Source organism: Enterobacter sp. BNK-34 (genome assembly GCF_048684445.1).
GTDB classification, from domain to species: Bacteria; Pseudomonadota; Gammaproteobacteria; order Enterobacterales; family Enterobacteriaceae; genus Enterobacter; species Enterobacter pseudoroggenkampii.
Genome location: NZ_JBLQUA010000001.1, coordinates 2,260,701 through 2,276,171, shown reverse-complemented (window position 1 = coordinate 2,276,171; position 15,471 = coordinate 2,260,701). Strand labels below are relative to the sequence as shown.

Below are 15,471 nucleotides of genomic sequence, written 5' to 3'. Positions count from 1 at the left end.
TCGACCTCAACAATGCCATTTAATGGGGTTTTAAAACGTTGAGTGAGAGATGGGGATAAGGGGGGAAATTTTCAAGCGGAGGCCGCGCGCGCAGCCTCCGTTTGGTCAGAAAATAATCTTGTGACGCCCGGCCAGAGAGTGCGACAGCGTGGTACCGTCCACCATCTCCAGCTCGCCGCCCACCGGCACGCCATGGGCGATGCGGCTGGCGTCAACGCCGTACTGCGAGCACAGCTCGGCGATGTAGTTGGCGGTTGCCTCCCCTTCCACCGTCGGGTTGGTGGCGAGGATCACCTCTTTGATGGTTTCGGACTCAAGACGCTGTTCAAGGCGGTCAAGACCGATATCATCCGGACCAATACCGTCCAGCGGGGAGAGATGCCCCATCAGCACGAAGTAGCGGCCGGAAAACTGCCCGGTTTGTTCGATGGCGTAGATGTCCGCCGGACTCTCCACCACGCAAATCTGACCGTTTTCCTGACGACGCGGGTTCGTACAGATGTTACACACGTCCTGCTCGGTAAAGGTACGGCAGTCCGCACAGTGACCAATTTCTGACATGGCGCGGGTCAGAGCCTGCGCCAGGCGCATCCCGCCGCTGCGGTCGCGCTGCAATAGCGTAAACGCCATGCGCTGCGCCGACTTCGGGCCAACGCCCGGCAGGCAGCGCAGTGCTTCCATTAACTGCGTGAGCAGCGGACTGGTTTGCATCAGAATGGCATCTTGAAGCCAGGCGGCAGCTGCATACCGCTGGAAACAGAAGCCATTTTCTCTTTCTGAGTTTCGTCGATACGGCGAGCGGCATCGTTAAACGCGGCTGCAACCAGATCTTCCAGCATCTCTTTGTCGTCTTCGAGCAGGCTTGGGTCGATTTCCACGCGACGGCAGTTGTGCGCACCGTTGATGGTCACTTTGACCAGACCGGCACCGGACTCACCCGTGACTTCCAGCTGAGCGATCTCTTCCTGCATCTTCTGCATTTTTTCCTGCATCTGCTGAGCCTGCTTCATCAGGCCACCCAGACCGCCTTTTCCACCAAACATAGGCTTCTCTCTTTTTCACGTTTAAGGATTACAACCGTAAGTCAGACTCACGATCAAATGGGGCGAATACTCTCTTCATCCAGATCGGCGTCGAAGAACCGGCGCAGGGTCTGAATGTTGTTATCCGCAATAATCGCCTCGCGCGCCTGCGCGAGCTTTTCTTCATAAATGGCCTGGCGCCACTCGAGCGGCGTTTTCACTGCCGGATTATCATCTTCAATGATAGTCAATTCAACCGGCGCGCCCTGTAATGTGGCGAGCGCCTCGGCCAGCGCCTTTTGCGCGCCAGGAGAATTGAGGTGTCGCTGGCCCGGACGCAGGTGCAGACGCACCTGATTGCCGTCCTGCTCTTTCCAGGCGTTCAGCGCGACCTGCTCCACCAGCTTCGGCAACTGGAGTTTGCTGACCTCAGCGGCCCAGGCGTCGCGCGCAATGGACTCTTCGGCAAGCTTCGCGGAAAGCTCCGGCGTTTTCTCATGCTCCAGCGCCTTTTTCAGCGCTTTCGGCGTGGCGACCTCTTCCTTCACCTCTTCGGTGATGGTGGTTGCCTTCCAGCGGTAAGCCTCTTCTTTCACCGGGGCTTTCTGCTCGAGCGCGGACGGTGCCGGACGCGACTGTACGCGCTCCGTTACCGAGGCCAGTCGTTCAAGCGCGGCGTTGTTAACCGGCCGCGCTCTTCCTGGCGCTGCCGGTTCACTCTTTTTTGGTTTGGTTACTCCCTGGGCACGCTGCAGCTGGCTGCGTGCGGCAAGCACCGAACTGGTGGCATCCGACAGCGGCACGTTTTGCTGCGGTGGCGGCGTCGGCTGCTGTGGTACCTGCTGCGGCGACATCACAGCCGTAGGGGCGACCGGCGCGAAAGACTGCCGCGGCACTTCCGGCTCCGACAATGGCATGCGCGGGTGGAACGCCAGCGCGCGCAGCAGCGTCATTTCAACGCCCATACGCGGATCCGGCGCGAACGGTAACTCTTTGCGGCCAATCAGCAGCGTCTGGTAGTACAGCTGCACGTCGGCAGGCGGCACGGTGCGGGCAAGTTCACGCATCCGCTGTTCAATGGTCGCCATATCCGCACCAATGGCGGAGGGAGAAAGCTGCAGCATCGCCACGCGGTGCAGCAGGCTGAGCATCTCAACCAGCAGCCCTTCCCACTCAATACCCCGGGCAGCGGCGGCATTCACCTGCGACATCACGCGTTCGCCGTTGGCAGCAATCATCGCTTCGATAAGCGACAGCGCCTGATCGTCATCCAGCGTGCCGAGCATGGTGCTGACCGCCTCGGTGGAGAGCTTGCCGTCACCGCTGGCAATCGCCTGGTCGGTCAGGCTGAGCGCATCACGCAGGCTGCCGTCCGCCGCGCGGGCCAGCAGCTGCAGGGCGCGCGGTTCGTGGACAATTTTCTCTTCATCAAGAATATGCTCAAGCTGCGCGCGGATCTGCTCAACGTCCAGCGCCTTCAGATGGAACTGCAGGCAGCGCGACAGGATCGTGACCGGCAGCTTTTGCGGATCGGTGGTCGCCAGCAGGAACTTCACGTGCGCGGGCGGCTCTTCCAGCGTTTTCAGCAGTGCGTTAAAGCTGTGGCGCGACAGCATGTGCACTTCATCGATCAGGTAGACCTTGAAGCGGCCGCGTGCCGGGGCGTACTGCACGTTATCGAGCAGATCGCGGGTATCTTCCACTTTGGTGCGCGAGGCGGCGTCGATCTCGATCAGATCGACAAAACGCCCCTGCTCGATCTCCCGACAGTTATCACACACGCCGCACGGCGTGGCGGTGATCCCGGTTTCGCAGTTGAGACCTTTTGCCAGCAAACGGGCAATAGAGGTCTTACCGACGCCGCGGGTGCCGGAAAAAAGATAGGCGTGATGGATGCGACCTAGCGACAAGCCGTTCGCCAGGGCCGTCAGCACATGTTCCTGACCAACAACGTCAGCAAAGGTTTGTGGTCGCCATTTACGGGCTAACACCTGATAACTCATGGGCAGGCTCTGCAACGCTGGAAGGTGAATTTATGGAGGGGAATGCTATCACAACCTCACCCATTGAGCGAGGTTGTGAAAACCGGGATTAATGACCCGGGAAAGGCACCAGACAGTAGCTGGTAATACCCTGTTTTTCCAGGCGCTGTTCACCGCCGAGATCGAACAGGTTGATGATGAAGGCCGCGTCGGTCACTTCCCCACCCAGACGACGGATCAGCTTCACGGTCGCTTCAATGGTGCCGCCGGTTGCCAGCAGATCGTCGACCACCAGCACTTTGTCGCCAGGCTTGATCGCATCAACGTGGATCTCCAGCTGATCGGTGCCGTACTCCAGCTCGTAGCTTTCTGCGATGGTTTCACGCGGCAGCTTGCGCGGCTTACGCACCGGCACAAAACCCACGCCCATTGCCAGCGCAACCGGTGCGCCAAACAGGAAACCACGGGCTTCGGTACCTACTACTTTGGTGATCCCGGCGTTTTTATAACGCTCGACCAGCAGTTCAATGCTGAGCGCGTACGCTTTCGGGTCTTCCAGCAAGCTGGTGACATCACGGAAAAGAATGCCAGGCTTTGGGTAGTCCTGGATGCTTTTGATGCTGTTTTTCAGATATTCAAGCTGCTGTGCAGTTGCGGTCATCGGTTTGTGCCTAAATAAAACAGTGTTACTCACAGCGCGCAACGAGTCGGCCAAGGCAACAATTGTTTAACCTTTGACCAGGCGCACCTGTGCTCGAAAACGGTCGAATTTACTGGCTGCGCGTGATAATTGCAACAGCCATGATGAGGCTTCAGTGCTTTTGTTGCTTTTCATCAACCACGGGGATCCGCCACATAAAGAAAAGCAGGCTGGTCAGGATCGCCAGCAGCAGAATACGTACCCACATCATTTTCACCAGCCATAATGAAATAGCGAAGGTGATGAGGATCACTGCGATCGCGCGCGGCTTCGCGCCGGGCGGCATGGCCCGGTGTTTTTGCCAGTGCCGCAGATAGCCGCCAAACCATGAGCGGTAGAGCAGCCAGTGGTGAAAACGCGGCGACGAGCGGGCGAAGCACCAGGCCGCCAGCAGGATAAATGGCGTGGTCGGCAGTAAGGGTAAAAACACACCCAGCGTGCCAAGCACTACCGCGAGCCAGCCAATGATGATTAAAATAGTACGCTTCATAATGCGAATCGTTATCAAACTGAACGGCTACTTTACCACTGGAGAGCGCCTTGAAAACAGCACTGCTTCTTGAGAGGCTGCAAAATCAGCTGATTGCTCTGCGGGAGCAGGCTACACCGCTAATGGGGCACGCCACGCTGAAGCCGCGCTTTGACCGACAGCTTTTTCGTACCCGCAGCACCGTTATTCAGGATTACCTGGCGGAAGCGCAGACGAATCTCGACGAGCTTCGCCATGCGGTTGAGAGTGAACAGCAGGAACAGGTGGCGTGGCTTGCGGCGCATCTCACCGAGCAGATCACCGCGCTGCATCGCGAAATCGCCGCCTGGCCGCTGCGCGCCTGGGACAGCGCCTCCCCGGGGCTCGGTAAATGGCAGCGCAAGCGGCTGGAGAACCAGGAGTTTGAACGCCGACTGTTTGAGATGAAGCGCGAACGCGAGGTGCGTCTGAACAACAGCGAAACGCTGGAAGAGCAGCAGCTATTGATGCGCGAGATTAGCGCGCTGGAAGGACGCATCGTCCGCTGCCGTCAGGCACTGGATGACATTGAGCGCGTCATTGAACGTTTGACCCGTTAACAGGAGCCACACCCATGTCACTGGAAAATGCACCCGATGAGGTCAAGCTGGCCGTCGATTTGATTATGCTGCTGGAGAATCATGAGATCCCCGCCGAAACGGTGCTTAAGGCACTGGAGATTGTACGGCGGGATTTTGAGGGGAAACTTCCCCCCCACTCTAACCCTCTCCCACAGGGAGAGGGAAAATAGATTAAGCCGGAGTCGGGTCGTCGCCCTTAATGTCGCGCTTCACTTCCGTATGCTCATCACCTTTCTCGTTACGCAGGTGAACCTCAAGCTGGTTGAAGGCGATATTAATATCGTTTTCGCGACACAGACGATCGATAGAACGGTTAAGTTCATCCACCGTGTAGCTGCGGTCACGCAGTTCACGCACGTATAAACGCAGCTCGTGATCCAGCGTACTCGGCCCAAAGGTGGTGAAGAAGACCGCCGGAGCCGGATCGTGCATCACTTTCGGATGCTCAGACGCCGCCTTCAGCAGCACCTCTTTCACCTTATCCAGATCCGATCCATACGCCACGCCCAGGCGGATCACCACGCGCGTCACCGTATCCGAGAGCGACCAGTTGATCAGACGCTCGGTCACGAACGCTTTGTTCGGGATGATCACCTCTTTGCGATCGAAGTCGGTGATGGTGGTGGCACGAATACGGATCTTGCTGACCGTACCGGAGAAGGTACCGATGGTAACGGTATCGCCGATACGTACCGGACGTTCGAACAGGATGATCAGGCCGGAGACAAAGTTACCGAAGATCTCCTGCAGGCCAAAACCAAGACCGACCGAGAGGGCGGCCGCCAGCCACTGCAGTTTATCCCACGAGACGCCAAGCGAACCAAAGACCGTCATCGCCCCAACAATAATGATCACGTAGTTGAGGATCGTCGTAATGGCGTAGGACGCCCCCTGGCGAAGATTCAGACGTGACAGGAGCAGCACTTCGAGCAGGCCTGGCAGGTTGCGGATCAGCGCCCAGGCCACCACCGACGACACCAGCGCAAACAGCAGGCTGCCCATGGTCACGCTTTTCATGACCGCCGCGCCCGCTTCGGTACCGTTGTATTGCCAGAGGGTAATACTGTCGAGATAGGCGAAAACGGTAATAAGATCGGACCAGATAGCCCAGAACATCACCGCAAACAGGGCGATCATCACCAGCATGGTGATACGCAGCGTCTGCTGGTTAACCTGCTCCAGCGCGATGGTTGGCTCTTCCTGCGGCTCCGCGCCTTCGGCCCCCTCTTTCACCTGATGCTGACGACGCGCAATGGCACGGCGATAGGCGATGCGGCGGGCCGCCACGCTCAGGCCGCGCAGTACGGTCTGATAGAGCAGGTTCCAGACGATCACCAGATAGACCGTTTCAATCCAGCGCCCGGACAGGCGCAGCGTGGTATAGAAGTAGCCCGTTGCCGTCAGCACCATCAGCGCCAGCGGAATGATCGCCAGCACGGTCACGGTGGCCAGACGGATATTGTGGGACTCTTTATCACGCCAGCTGTCGCGGCACATCGGCCACATCAGGATCGCAATCAGCAGCAGGTTCAGCAGGATGACCAGTTGCCCCAGCACATCATCCATCAGATGCAGCGGGGAAAGCTCAGAAACAACCGACCAGAAGTGCAGCGGCAGGAGCGCCAGGCTGATGCGCACAATCTGGCGACGCCAGTGGCTGGTCAGCTGCGCAGGCATGTTGAAATGACGCACCGCCACGCCGTCTTTTTCCAGCACCTTCCAGCACACGCCAAACACCAGCCAGAACAGCGCCAGTTTTTTACTGAACGCCCACAGCAGATCGCTGACGTTGAGCTGCATGGTGAGCAGAATCAGGCCCACAGCCAGAATAATCAGGCACACCGGCAGGGCGCGAATGAGATCGATCAGAATCGCTTTTGGCGTATGAAGCTGGCTATCGTTACGCAGTTGCCCCACTTCGGAGGCCAGCTTCGCCTGGTATTTTTTCAGCCAGGCCAGACGCCAGCGGATCAGGCCAGCAATCAGCAGCAGCGGTAATCCCGCCAGCAAGGCAATCGTCACCGCAGGCCAGGCTTTCTCCCAGTTTACGGTGATCTTCATGCTCTTGATCTGCGTTTTAAGCGTCTCAGGGAAGGATTTAATCCAGTCCCAGTCCATCGGTTTGTTGCTGTTTACCCAGAAAATCTGCTGGGTCAGGATCTCCTGCAGACTTTTCGAGACGCTCACCAGCTGCTGCTGGTTGATTTGCAGGTTAATGGCCATCATCAGCTGGTTACCCAGCTGTTTGTTGAGCTGATCCAGCAGCTCGCGACGCATATCGACGACCTGGAGCAGCGCGTCGTGCACTTCCGGGTTCACGTCGCTGGAATGCCCCTCTTCAATTTTGGCGACAAAGGTATCGCTCTGGAAAAGGGCATCGCGCTGCTGGTTGACGTCAAACTGTTCCAGACGCAAATCCGCGATGCGGTTGGTCATGTCTTCCAGCTCATCAGCGGACGGAAGCGTCTGCTGCTGCTGGTAGAGAATACGCGACAGCAGGAGGCTGCCCTTCAGGACCGCGATCTGCTCTTTGATGTTGCGCTCAGCCTGCAGGGCGCGATCCAGCCAGTTCTTCACTTTGATATTTTGCTGAACCAGCGAGTTACCCTTTTCCGTCGCCTGTATCAGGCGCTGGCTAAGCTGGTGGTTGGCGTCGAGCTCCTGTTTCACCAGCGGATTCGCCTGAATGCGGGCGGTCTCATCAGGTGATACGGCCTCCTGGGCGGTTTTTTCCGTCAGGGTCAGGCGCTTGCTGTTTACCGCCTCCTGCAACAGCTGAAGCTGGTGTTCCAGACGATTAATGTTGGCGGTGACGTAATCGCGCTGTTTTTGCAGGGTGTCCTGCAGCACCGTATTCCCTTCCAGGCTTTTACGCTGCTGTTCGATTTGTGCATTGAGCAACGTCTGCTGAACCAGCAGCAGGGTTTGCTGGGTCGGGCGCAGCGTTCCCTCTCCCACCGTCGTGCCGTTCAGACGGTTGCGGATCTGCTGCAGCTGCTGAGACGCGGAGTACATCAAGTTTTGCACGCGTTCCGGCTGGGTTTGCAGGGAGACAAGCTGGCTGTTATAGGTCGCGAGGTCGGACTGCGCTGTTTGCAGGTCGTCGAGCAGTTGCGCGACGCGCGACTCCAGCTGACGTAAAGAGAGCGTCGAGAGCGTCTTGCGCGTTTCGGTATCGTTATCGACGTCGCTCAGGGCGTTCAGTGATTCCGTCGCTTTGCGCATGTTTTCAGGAGCCTGCGCCACCTTCTGACGAAGCTGGGCGGTATCGGCTTTGACGCGTTCAATTTTATCCAGCGTTTCCAGCGTTTCCGTCAGATCCTGCTGGATAAGCTTATCCTGAGGAGAGAGCTCTTTTTGTTTGTTCAGCGCGTCGAGCTGCGACTGAACATCGCCACGCGAGGGAATATCATTGCTGTTATCGGCGCGGGCCCAGGTCAGCGGCGCCGTGGCAAAGAAAAACAGCATCGCAAAGAGCAATGCAAAAACAGGATGTTGCGAGCGATTGATGGGCAGCATAGTTGTGAATGATGTCAGAAGATGACCGAAAATAGTCCGGCGTGAAGAATATCACGCTCGCCGGAAGCAGAATAGCGCGAACGTGAGCCTCTGAGATAAATCCTGGAAATGACTCAGGCAGTTAGCGACGGCGCGTCGCTGCGCAGCGACGGGCAGAGCTGTAGCATTTCCAGTAAAATCGCCACGTAGCTGCGGGCTTCCTCTTTGAGGTCAAAGGATTGCGGGGCAAACAGCCAGTTTTCCATCAGACCTGAAATGTAGCCGCGCATCAGGATAGCCGCCCGGCGGGTCAAGAGATTGGCCGGTAACAGCTTTGCCTGCATACACAGGTTGAGGTTCAGTTCGATACGGTCATAGCTTTCGAGGCTGAGGCTGCGTTGCGCCTGTTGCACCACCGCCATTTCGCCCACGAACTCGCATTTATGATAAATTATTTCCATCATTAATCTGCGACGTTCTTCAACTACCGTCGCTTCAAGGATATATACTAATATTTCTCTCATTACTGAGAGTGGATCATCAGGGAATTTTGCCCGATACTCACTCTCGAGATCGCTAATGCTGGACTCTGAAAGCTCCCAGATTTCACCGAACAGATCTGACTTATCTTTAAAATGCCAGTAAATCGCTCCCCGCGTCACACCGGCAGCCTGAGCAATTTGTGCCAGCGAGGTTGACGAAACACCCTGCTGAGAGAACAAACGTATTGCCACATCCAGAATGTGTTGTCGGGTTTCCAGCGCTTGTTGTTTAGTTTTTCGTGCCATAGGTGGGTGAATTTACAGGAGTCAGATTTACATACATTTGTGAATGTATGTACCATAGCATGACGATAATATAAACGCAGCAACGGGTTTTAGACTCAGGACCCTTGATCAATTTGAAATCGGACACTCGAGGTTTACATATGAACAAAAACAGAGGGTTAACGCCTCTGGCGGTCGTTCTGATGCTCTCAGGCAGCTTAGCGCTAACAGGATGTGACGACAAACCAGCTCAACAAGGAGCTCAGCAGGCGCCAGAAGTAGGCGTCGTGACGCTCAAATCTGAACCTCTACAAATCACCACCGAGTTACCAGGCCGTACAAATGCTTACCGCATTGCGGAAGTGCGTCCTCAGGTTAGTGGCATTATCCTGAAACGTAACTTCACCGAAGGCGGTGATGTGAAGGCCGGTGAGTCTCTGTATCAGATTGATCCCGCAACCTATCAGGCAAATTATGAAAGCGCGAAAGGTGACCTGGCGAAAGCACAGGCCGCAGCCAAAATTGCCCAGCTGACGGTGAATCGTTATCAAAAACTGCTCGGTACCAAGTACATCAGCCAACAGGATTACGATACCGCCCTGGCAGATGCGCAGCAGGCTAACGCAGCCGTAGTGGCAGCCAAAGCGGCGGTCGAAACCGCGCGCATTAACCTGGCCTATACCAAAGTGACCTCCCCTATCAGCGGTCGTATTGGTAAGTCTTCCGTCACGGAAGGGGCACTGGTGCAGAACGGTCAGACCACCGCGCTGGCGACCGTGCAGCAGCTTGATCCGATCTACGTTGACGTGACGCAGTCCAGCAATGATTTCCTGCGCCTGAAACAGGAGCTGGCTAACGGCACCCTGAAACAGGAAAACGGCAAAGCCAAAGTGGAGCTGATTACCAACGACGGTATCAAGTTCCCGCAGGAAGGTACGCTGGAATTCTCTGACGTGACGGTCGACCAGACCACCGGCTCCATCACCTTACGTGCGATTTTCCCGAACCCTGACAAAAACCTGCTGCCAGGTATGTTCGTTCGCGCGCGTCTGGAAGAAGGAACGAATCCAACCGCCCTTCTGGTTCCACAGCAGGGTGTGACCCGTACGCCACGCGGCGATGCGAGCGCACTGGTTGTTGGAGCAGATGACAAAGTCGAAACGCGCAATATCACCGCCACCCAGGCGATCGGCGATAAATGGCTGGTGACGGAAGGTCTGAAAGATGGCGATCGCGTGATTGTTACTGGTTTGCAAAAAGTTCGTCCTGGCGCGCAGGTTAAAGCACAGGAAGTGAAATCTGACGATAAACAACAAGCTTCGGCCGCTGGCCAGTCAGAACAAACCAAGTCTTAACTTAAACAGGAGCCGTTAAGACATGCCTAATTTCTTTATCGATCGCCCCATATTTGCGTGGGTGATCGCCATTATCATCATGCTGGCCGGGGGACTTGCGATCCTGAAGCTGCCTGTCGCGCAATATCCAACGATTGCGCCACCGGCGGTGACCATCTCCGCAACCTACCCTGGGGCTGATGCGAAAACGGTGCAGGACACCGTCACTCAGGTTATCGAACAGAACATGAACGGTATCGATAACCTGATGTACATGTCCTCAAACAGTGACTCTACCGGTACAGTTCAGATCACCCTGACCTTCCAGTCAGGTACGGATGCTGACATTGCGCAGGTTCAGGTACAGAACAAACTGCAGCTGGCGATGCCTTTGCTGCCGCAGGAAGTACAACAGCAGGGTGTGAGCGTCGAGAAATCGTCCAGCAGCTTCCTGATGGTTGTCGGCGTTATCAACACCAACGGCACCATGACGCAGGAGGATATTTCCGACTACGTGGGCGCCAATATGAAGGACGCCATCAGCCGTACTTCCGGTGTGGGTGACGTTCAGCTGTTCGGTTCTCAGTACGCAATGCGTATCTGGATGGATCCTAACAAGCTGAACAACTTCCAGCTGACCCCCGTTGACGTGATCAATGCGATTAAAGCGCAGAACGCCCAGGTGGCAGCCGGTCAGCTAGGTGGTACGCCGCCGGTGAAAGGCCAGCAGCTTAACGCCTCGATCATCGCGCAGACCCGTCTGACCTCTGCCGATGAGTTCAGCAAAATTCTGCTGAAAGTGAATCAGGACGGTTCCCAGGTTCGCCTGCGCGACGTGGCAAAAGTAGAGCTGGGCGGTGAGAACTACGACATCATCGCGAAGTTTAACGGTAAACCGGCTTCCGGTCTGGGTATCAAACTGGCGACAGGTGCTAACGCCCTGGACACCGCCACGGCGATCCGCGCAGAGCTGAAGAAAATGGAACCGTTCTTCCCGTCAGGTCTGAAAATCGTTTACCCGTACGACACCACGCCGTTCGTCAAAATTTCGATTCACGAAGTGGTTAAAACGCTGGTAGAAGCGATCATCCTGGTCTTCCTGGTGATGTACCTGTTCCTGCAAAACTTCCGCGCGACGCTTATCCCAACGATTGCCGTGCCGGTTGTTCTGCTCGGGACCTTTGCGATCCTGTCGATTTTTGGCTACTCGATAAACACCCTGACAATGTTCGGGATGGTGCTCGCCATCGGCCTGCTGGTGGATGACGCCATCGTGGTGGTAGAGAACGTCGAGCGCGTGATGGCGGAAGAAGGTCTACCGCCGAAGGAAGCGACCCGTAAATCAATGGGTCAGATCCAGGGCGCGCTGGTCGGTATCGCGATGGTGCTGTCTGCGGTATTTATCCCGATGGCCTTCTTCGGGGGCTCTACCGGTGCGATTTACCGTCAGTTCTCGATTACCATCGTTTCCGCGATGGCGCTGTCGGTGCTGGTCGCGTTGATCCTGACGCCTGCGCTGTGTGCCACCATGCTGAAGCCGATTCAGAAAGGCGGTCACGGCGAGCATAAAGGGTTCTTCGGCTGGTTTAACCGCATGTTTGACAAGAGCACGCACCACTACACCGACAGCGTGGGCAACATCCTGCGCAGCACCGGTCGTTACCTGCTGCTCTATATCATCATCGTGGTGGGGATGGCGTTCCTGTTCGTTCGTCTGCCAAGCTCGTTCCTGCCGGATGAAGACCAGGGCGTGTTCCTGACAATGGCACAGCTTCCTGCGGGTGCGTCGCAAGAGCGTACCCAGAAAGTGCTGGATGAAGTGACGGACTACTACCTCACCAAAGAGAAAGACAACGTTGAATCCGTGTTTGCGGTTAACGGCTTTGGCTTTGCGGGTCGTGGTCAGAACACAGGTATTGCCTTCGTTTCTCTGAAAGACTGGTCTGAACGTCCGGGCGAAAAGAACAAGGTTGAAGCCATCACCGGCCGTGCAATGGGCACCTTCTCGCAGATTAAAGATGCGATGGTCTTCGCCTTTAACCTGCCAGCGATTGTTGAACTGGGTACCGCGACCGGCTTCGACTTCCAGCTGATTGACCAGGGCGGTCTGGGTCACGAAAAACTGACGCAGGCACGTAACCAGCTGTTTGGCGAAGTGGCTAAGCACCCTGACCTGCTGGTCGGCGTGCGTCCAAACGGCCTGGAAGATACGCCGCAGTATAAAATCGACATCGACCAGGAGAAAGCCCAGGCGCTGGGCGTATCCATCAGTGACATTAATACCACGCTGGGCGCCGCCTGGGGCGGTAGCTACGTTAACGACTTCATCGACCGTGGTCGCGTGAAGAAAGTGTACGTGATGTCAGAGGCGCAATACCGTATGTTGCCAAACGATATCAACAGCTGGTTCGTGCGCGGCAGCAATGGTCAGATGGTACCGTTCTCGGCGTTCTCAACGTCACGCTGGGAATACGGTTCGCCGCGTCTGGAACGCTATAACGGTCTGCCATCGATGGAAATCCTGGGTCAGGCCGCGCCGGGCCGAAGCACCGGTGAAGCCATGAATCTGATGGAAGAGCTGGCGAGTAAACTGCCTTCGGGTATCGGCTATGACTGGACCGGTATGTCCTATCAGGAACGTCTGTCCGGAAACCAGGCCCCTGCCCTGTACGCGATTTCACTGATCGTCGTCTTCCTGTGTCTGGCAGCGCTGTACGAGAGCTGGTCAATTCCGTTCTCCGTTATGCTGGTGGTACCGCTTGGGGTTATCGGTGCGCTGCTTGCGGCAACGTTCCGCGGACTGACCAACGACGTGTACTTCCAGGTAGGCCTGCTGACAACCATTGGCTTGTCGGCGAAGAACGCGATACTTATCGTTGAATTCGCCAAAGATCTGATGGAGAAAGAAGGTAAAGGCCTTATTGAGGCGACGCTTGAGGCTGTTCGTATGCGTCTGCGCCCAATCCTGATGACATCACTGGCGTTTATCCTCGGCGTACTGCCGCTGGTTATCAGCTCCGGCGCAGGCTCCGGTGCACAGAACGCAGTTGGTACAGGCGTTATGGGTGGTATGGTTACCGCAACCGTACTCGCTATCTTCTTCGTACCGGTGTTCTTCGTGGTGGTTCGCCGCCGCTTCAGCCGGAAGAATGAGGATATTGAGCACACGCATTCGGTAGAACCTCACTGATACCGGTTTCACATGATAAAAAGGCCGCATTAGCGGCCTTTTTCATTTTCATGAAAAAATCATAAATTACGCTTATTGTGGTTCTATTTATTTTCTGCCATCTTAAATAGACATATCATAATTAACTGATAACTTAATCGGTGAATTCAGGATTTTTTTAATTTCATTTCCCCGCTTAAGTTATTAGGAATATTCCTAATAAGAAGTTCTTACAAAGATAAGTCTGAATCTGAACTTTTCTCATCATTTTGCTAAGCCGATGAAACGTAAGGAAGCGATAAAGCACCCTTGTTAATTTGGATAAAAAGTTGAGTCCGGGATGACCATTTGCGTACTTGCTCGCATGTCTGCGGTTTTATTTGTAATTTTTCGTAATCGCGCGATGAAATCCAGGAAGGAGTGGCTTATAGTTAGGTTATCAGGAACACAGCACTCATGTAGCTAAGTCAGTTGTATCCATCCCGACAATGATGTTCGGTGAGTAAGAAATCACTCAGAAGGGGATGCGCTATGGACGAGTACTCGCCAAAAAGGCATGATATCGCGCAGTTGAAATTTCTCTGCGAATCCTTGTACCATGACTGCCTTGCCAACCTTGATGAAAGCAACCATGGCTGGGTAAACGACCCAACGTCTGCTATCAATTTACAGTTGAATGAGCTGATAGAGCATATCGCAACCTTCGCACTTAATTATAAAATTAAGTACAATGAAGATAATAAGCTCATTGAGCAAATTGATGAATACCTGGACGACACCTTTATGTTGTTCAGCAGTTACGGCATTAACGCCCAGGATTTGCAAAAATGGCGTAAATCGGGGAACCGGCTATTCCGCTGTTTCGTCAACGTGAGCAGAGCTAACCCGGTTAGTCTTTCCTGTTAAAATTATTACAATTACTAAGGTGAATTTATGTCTGATAAACCACTCACAAAAGTCGATTATTTGATGCGCTTACGACGTTGTCAGTCAATTGACACGCTTGAGCGCGTCATTGAAAAGAATAAATACGAGCTTTCGGATAATGAGCTGGCGGTATTTTATTCAGCCGCTGACCATCGTCTTGCCGAGCTGACAATGAATAAGCTGTATGACAAAATCCCTACTTCTGTGTGGAAATTTGTCCGTTAATCTTTGAAGGGTGTCTGTAGAGTTCTACGCCTCGTTCTCAGTTTTTACCTATCCCGTTATACTCCCTGTGCCCAGGCCAGGTCTCCGTGTAAAACGTGTTTTTCAGCAGCAATGTTGTGACGCCAGTCACATCGGCTTTTCGGGAACGTTCCCCTCCTGGCCTGTTCAGATTACCCTGCGGTAATCACATCCAGCGAGGTTTCCAATGAGCTTAGAAAAACAGAAGATGATTGCCGGTGAACATTATCGTCCCGGCGATGAGACGTTACGGGCCGACCGACTGCGAGCCCGCCATCTGGTCTATCGCTATAACCACACCGCACCTGATGAAAAAACAGAACGCCAGAACATTCTGGCGGAACTTCTGGGACAAAGCGAAGGCGCTTATATAGAACCGAGCTTCCGCTGCGACTATGGATATAACATTTATCTGGGCAAAAACTTTTACGCTAACTTCGACTGTGTAATGCTGGATGTCTGCCCTGTTCATATTGGCGATAACTGCATGCTCGCGCCGGGTGTTCATATTTATACGGCAACCCACCCGCTGGATGCGGAGGAACGCAATAGCGGCGTGGAGTTTGGAAAACCTGTCAGCATTGGCGATAACGTCTGGATTGGTGGCCGGGCGGTCATTAACCCTGGCGTCACCATTGGTGATAATGTCGTGGTGGCCTCCGGCGCCGTCGTGACGAAAGACGTCCCGGCTAACGTCGTCGTTGGCGGCAACCCGGCCAAAATCATTAAAACGCTGTGAG

Annotated in this window: 14 protein-coding genes and 1 other annotated feature; of the genes, 7 read left to right on the top strand and 7 right to left on the bottom strand. The window is 55.0% G+C overall.

The window, feature by feature from the left end; translation table 11 throughout:
- Window positions 1-105: 105 nt before the first annotated feature.
- The 5 genes from recR to ACMGG5_RS10970 form a co-directional block, all read right to left on the bottom strand.
- A complete protein-coding gene (gene recR / locus ACMGG5_RS10990; protein ID WP_008499298.1) occupies window positions 106-711 on the bottom strand; it encodes a recombination mediator RecR in 606 nt (201 codons plus the stop codon).
- Window positions 711-1,043, bottom strand: coding sequence for a YbaB/EbfC family nucleoid-associated protein (locus ACMGG5_RS10985; RefSeq protein WP_003858972.1), 333 nt, complete (start codon window positions 1,041-1,043; stop codon window positions 711-713). Before ACMGG5_RS10985 ends, recR begins: the two co-directional genes overlap by 1 nt.
- A 53-nt stretch (window positions 1,044-1,096) precedes the next feature.
- Window positions 1,097-3,025, bottom strand: a complete 1,929-nt coding sequence (gene dnaX / locus ACMGG5_RS10980; protein WP_208763569.1) for a DNA polymerase III subunit gamma/tau — start codon at window positions 3,023-3,025, stop codon at window positions 1,097-1,099.
- Window positions 1,703-1,767 (bottom strand) — a sequence feature (DnaX frameshifting element). (Overlaps the previous gene by 65 nt.)
- Before the next feature lie 88 nt (window positions 3,026-3,113).
- Window positions 3,114-3,665 carry an adenine phosphoribosyltransferase gene (gene apt / locus ACMGG5_RS10975; RefSeq protein WP_006176947.1) on the bottom strand — a complete coding sequence of 184 codons (552 nt, stop codon included), beginning with the start codon at window positions 3,663-3,665 and terminating at the stop codon, window positions 3,114-3,116.
- Window positions 3,666-3,816: 151 nt separating this feature from the next.
- The gene (locus ACMGG5_RS10970) at window positions 3,817-4,194 is read right to left on the bottom strand and encodes a DUF454 family protein (protein WP_090417986.1); all 378 of its coding nucleotides are present in this window, start codon (window positions 4,192-4,194) and stop codon (window positions 3,817-3,819) included.
- Window positions 4,195-4,244: 50 nt separating this feature from the next.
- On the opposite strand from ACMGG5_RS10970, the gene priC reads away from it, so the two are divergent.
- Both priC and rsmS read left to right on the top strand, forming a co-directional pair.
- Window positions 4,245-4,772: a primosomal replication protein N'' gene (priC, locus tag ACMGG5_RS10965; RefSeq protein WP_061715855.1), complete on the top strand. Its 528-nt coding sequence runs from the start codon at window positions 4,245-4,247 to the stop codon at window positions 4,770-4,772.
- A 14-nt stretch (window positions 4,773-4,786) separates the two neighbouring features.
- Entirely contained in the window at window positions 4,787-4,963 is a 177-nt protein-coding gene (rsmS, locus tag ACMGG5_RS10960; RefSeq protein ID WP_048991481.1) for a pleiotropic regulatory protein RsmS, read from the top strand.
- 1 nt (window position 4,964) lies between these two features.
- Here rsmS and mscK read toward each other — a convergent pair whose 3' ends face one another.
- Both mscK and acrR read right to left on the bottom strand, forming a co-directional pair.
- Window positions 4,965-8,312, bottom strand: coding sequence for a mechanosensitive channel MscK (gene mscK / locus ACMGG5_RS10955; protein ID WP_061715857.1), 3,348 nt, complete (start codon window positions 8,310-8,312; stop codon window positions 4,965-4,967).
- Between the two features lie 113 nt (window positions 8,313-8,425).
- Window positions 8,426-9,079 carry a multidrug efflux transporter transcriptional repressor AcrR gene (acrR, locus tag ACMGG5_RS10950; protein WP_024906848.1) on the bottom strand — a complete coding sequence of 218 codons (654 nt, stop codon included), beginning with the start codon at window positions 9,077-9,079 and terminating at the stop codon, window positions 8,426-8,428.
- 140 nt (window positions 9,080-9,219) lie between these two features.
- On the opposite strand from acrR, the gene acrA reads away from it, so the two are divergent.
- The 5 genes from acrA (at window position 9,220) to maa (ending at window position 15,470) form a co-directional block, all read left to right on the top strand.
- Window positions 9,220-10,413, top strand: coding sequence for a multidrug efflux RND transporter periplasmic adaptor subunit AcrA (gene acrA, locus ACMGG5_RS10945; RefSeq protein ID WP_061715858.1), 1,194 nt, complete (start codon window positions 9,220-9,222; stop codon window positions 10,411-10,413).
- Between the two features lie 22 nt (window positions 10,414-10,435).
- Window positions 10,436-13,582: a multidrug efflux RND transporter permease subunit AcrB gene (gene acrB, locus ACMGG5_RS10940; protein WP_024906846.1), complete on the top strand. Its 3,147-nt coding sequence runs from the start codon at window positions 10,436-10,438 to the stop codon at window positions 13,580-13,582.
- Between the two features lie 510 nt (window positions 13,583-14,092).
- Window positions 14,093-14,467, top strand: a complete 375-nt coding sequence (gene tomB / locus ACMGG5_RS10935) for an Hha toxicity modulator TomB (protein ID WP_008499288.1) — start codon at window positions 14,093-14,095, stop codon at window positions 14,465-14,467.
- Window positions 14,468-14,494: 27 nt separating this feature from the next.
- Complete coding sequence (locus tag ACMGG5_RS10930) at window positions 14,495-14,713, top strand: HHA domain-containing protein (protein ID WP_010428174.1); 219 nt, start codon at window positions 14,495-14,497, stop codon at window positions 14,711-14,713.
- Between the two features lie 205 nt (window positions 14,714-14,918).
- Entirely contained in the window at window positions 14,919-15,470 is a 552-nt protein-coding gene (maa, locus tag ACMGG5_RS10925; RefSeq protein ID WP_090417995.1) for a maltose O-acetyltransferase, read from the top strand.
- The last annotated feature ends 1 nt before the right edge of the window (window position 15,471 follow it).

Excerpts from the sequence above, each read along its gene's own strand:
- recR (WP_008499298.1), bottom strand. The coding sequence starts at position 711 with ATGCAAACCAGTCCGCTGCTCACGCAGTTAATGGAAGCACTGCGCTGC.
- mscK (WP_061715857.1), bottom strand. The coding sequence starts at position 8,312 with ATGCTGCCCATCAATCGCTCGCAACATCCTGTTTTTGCATTGCTCTTT.
- acrR (WP_024906848.1), bottom strand. The coding sequence starts at position 9,079 with ATGGCACGAAAAACTAAACAACAAGCGCTGGAAACCCGACAACACATT.
- acrA (WP_061715858.1), top strand. The coding sequence starts at position 9,220 with ATGAACAAAAACAGAGGGTTAACGCCTCTGGCGGTCGTTCTGATGCTC.
- acrB (WP_024906846.1), top strand. The coding sequence starts at position 10,436 with ATGCCTAATTTCTTTATCGATCGCCCCATATTTGCGTGGGTGATCGCC.
- ACMGG5_RS10970 (WP_090417986.1), bottom strand. The coding sequence starts at position 4,194 with ATGAAGCGTACTATTTTAATCATCATTGGCTGGCTCGCGGTAGTGCTT.
- ACMGG5_RS10930 (WP_010428174.1), top strand. The coding sequence starts at position 14,495 with ATGTCTGATAAACCACTCACAAAAGTCGATTATTTGATGCGCTTACGA.
- tomB (WP_008499288.1), top strand. The coding sequence starts at position 14,093 with ATGGACGAGTACTCGCCAAAAAGGCATGATATCGCGCAGTTGAAATTT.
- rsmS (WP_048991481.1), top strand. The coding sequence starts at position 4,787 with ATGTCACTGGAAAATGCACCCGATGAGGTCAAGCTGGCCGTCGATTTG.
- apt (WP_006176947.1), bottom strand. The coding sequence starts at position 3,665 with ATGACCGCAACTGCACAGCAGCTTGAATATCTGAAAAACAGCATCAAA.
- dnaX (WP_208763569.1), bottom strand. The coding sequence starts at position 3,025 with ATGAGTTATCAGGTGTTAGCCCGTAAATGGCGACCACAAACCTTTGCT.
- maa (WP_090417995.1), top strand. The coding sequence starts at position 14,919 with ATGAGCTTAGAAAAACAGAAGATGATTGCCGGTGAACATTATCGTCCC.
- ACMGG5_RS10985 (WP_003858972.1), bottom strand. The coding sequence starts at position 1,043 with ATGTTTGGTGGAAAAGGCGGTCTGGGTGGCCTGATGAAGCAGGCTCAG.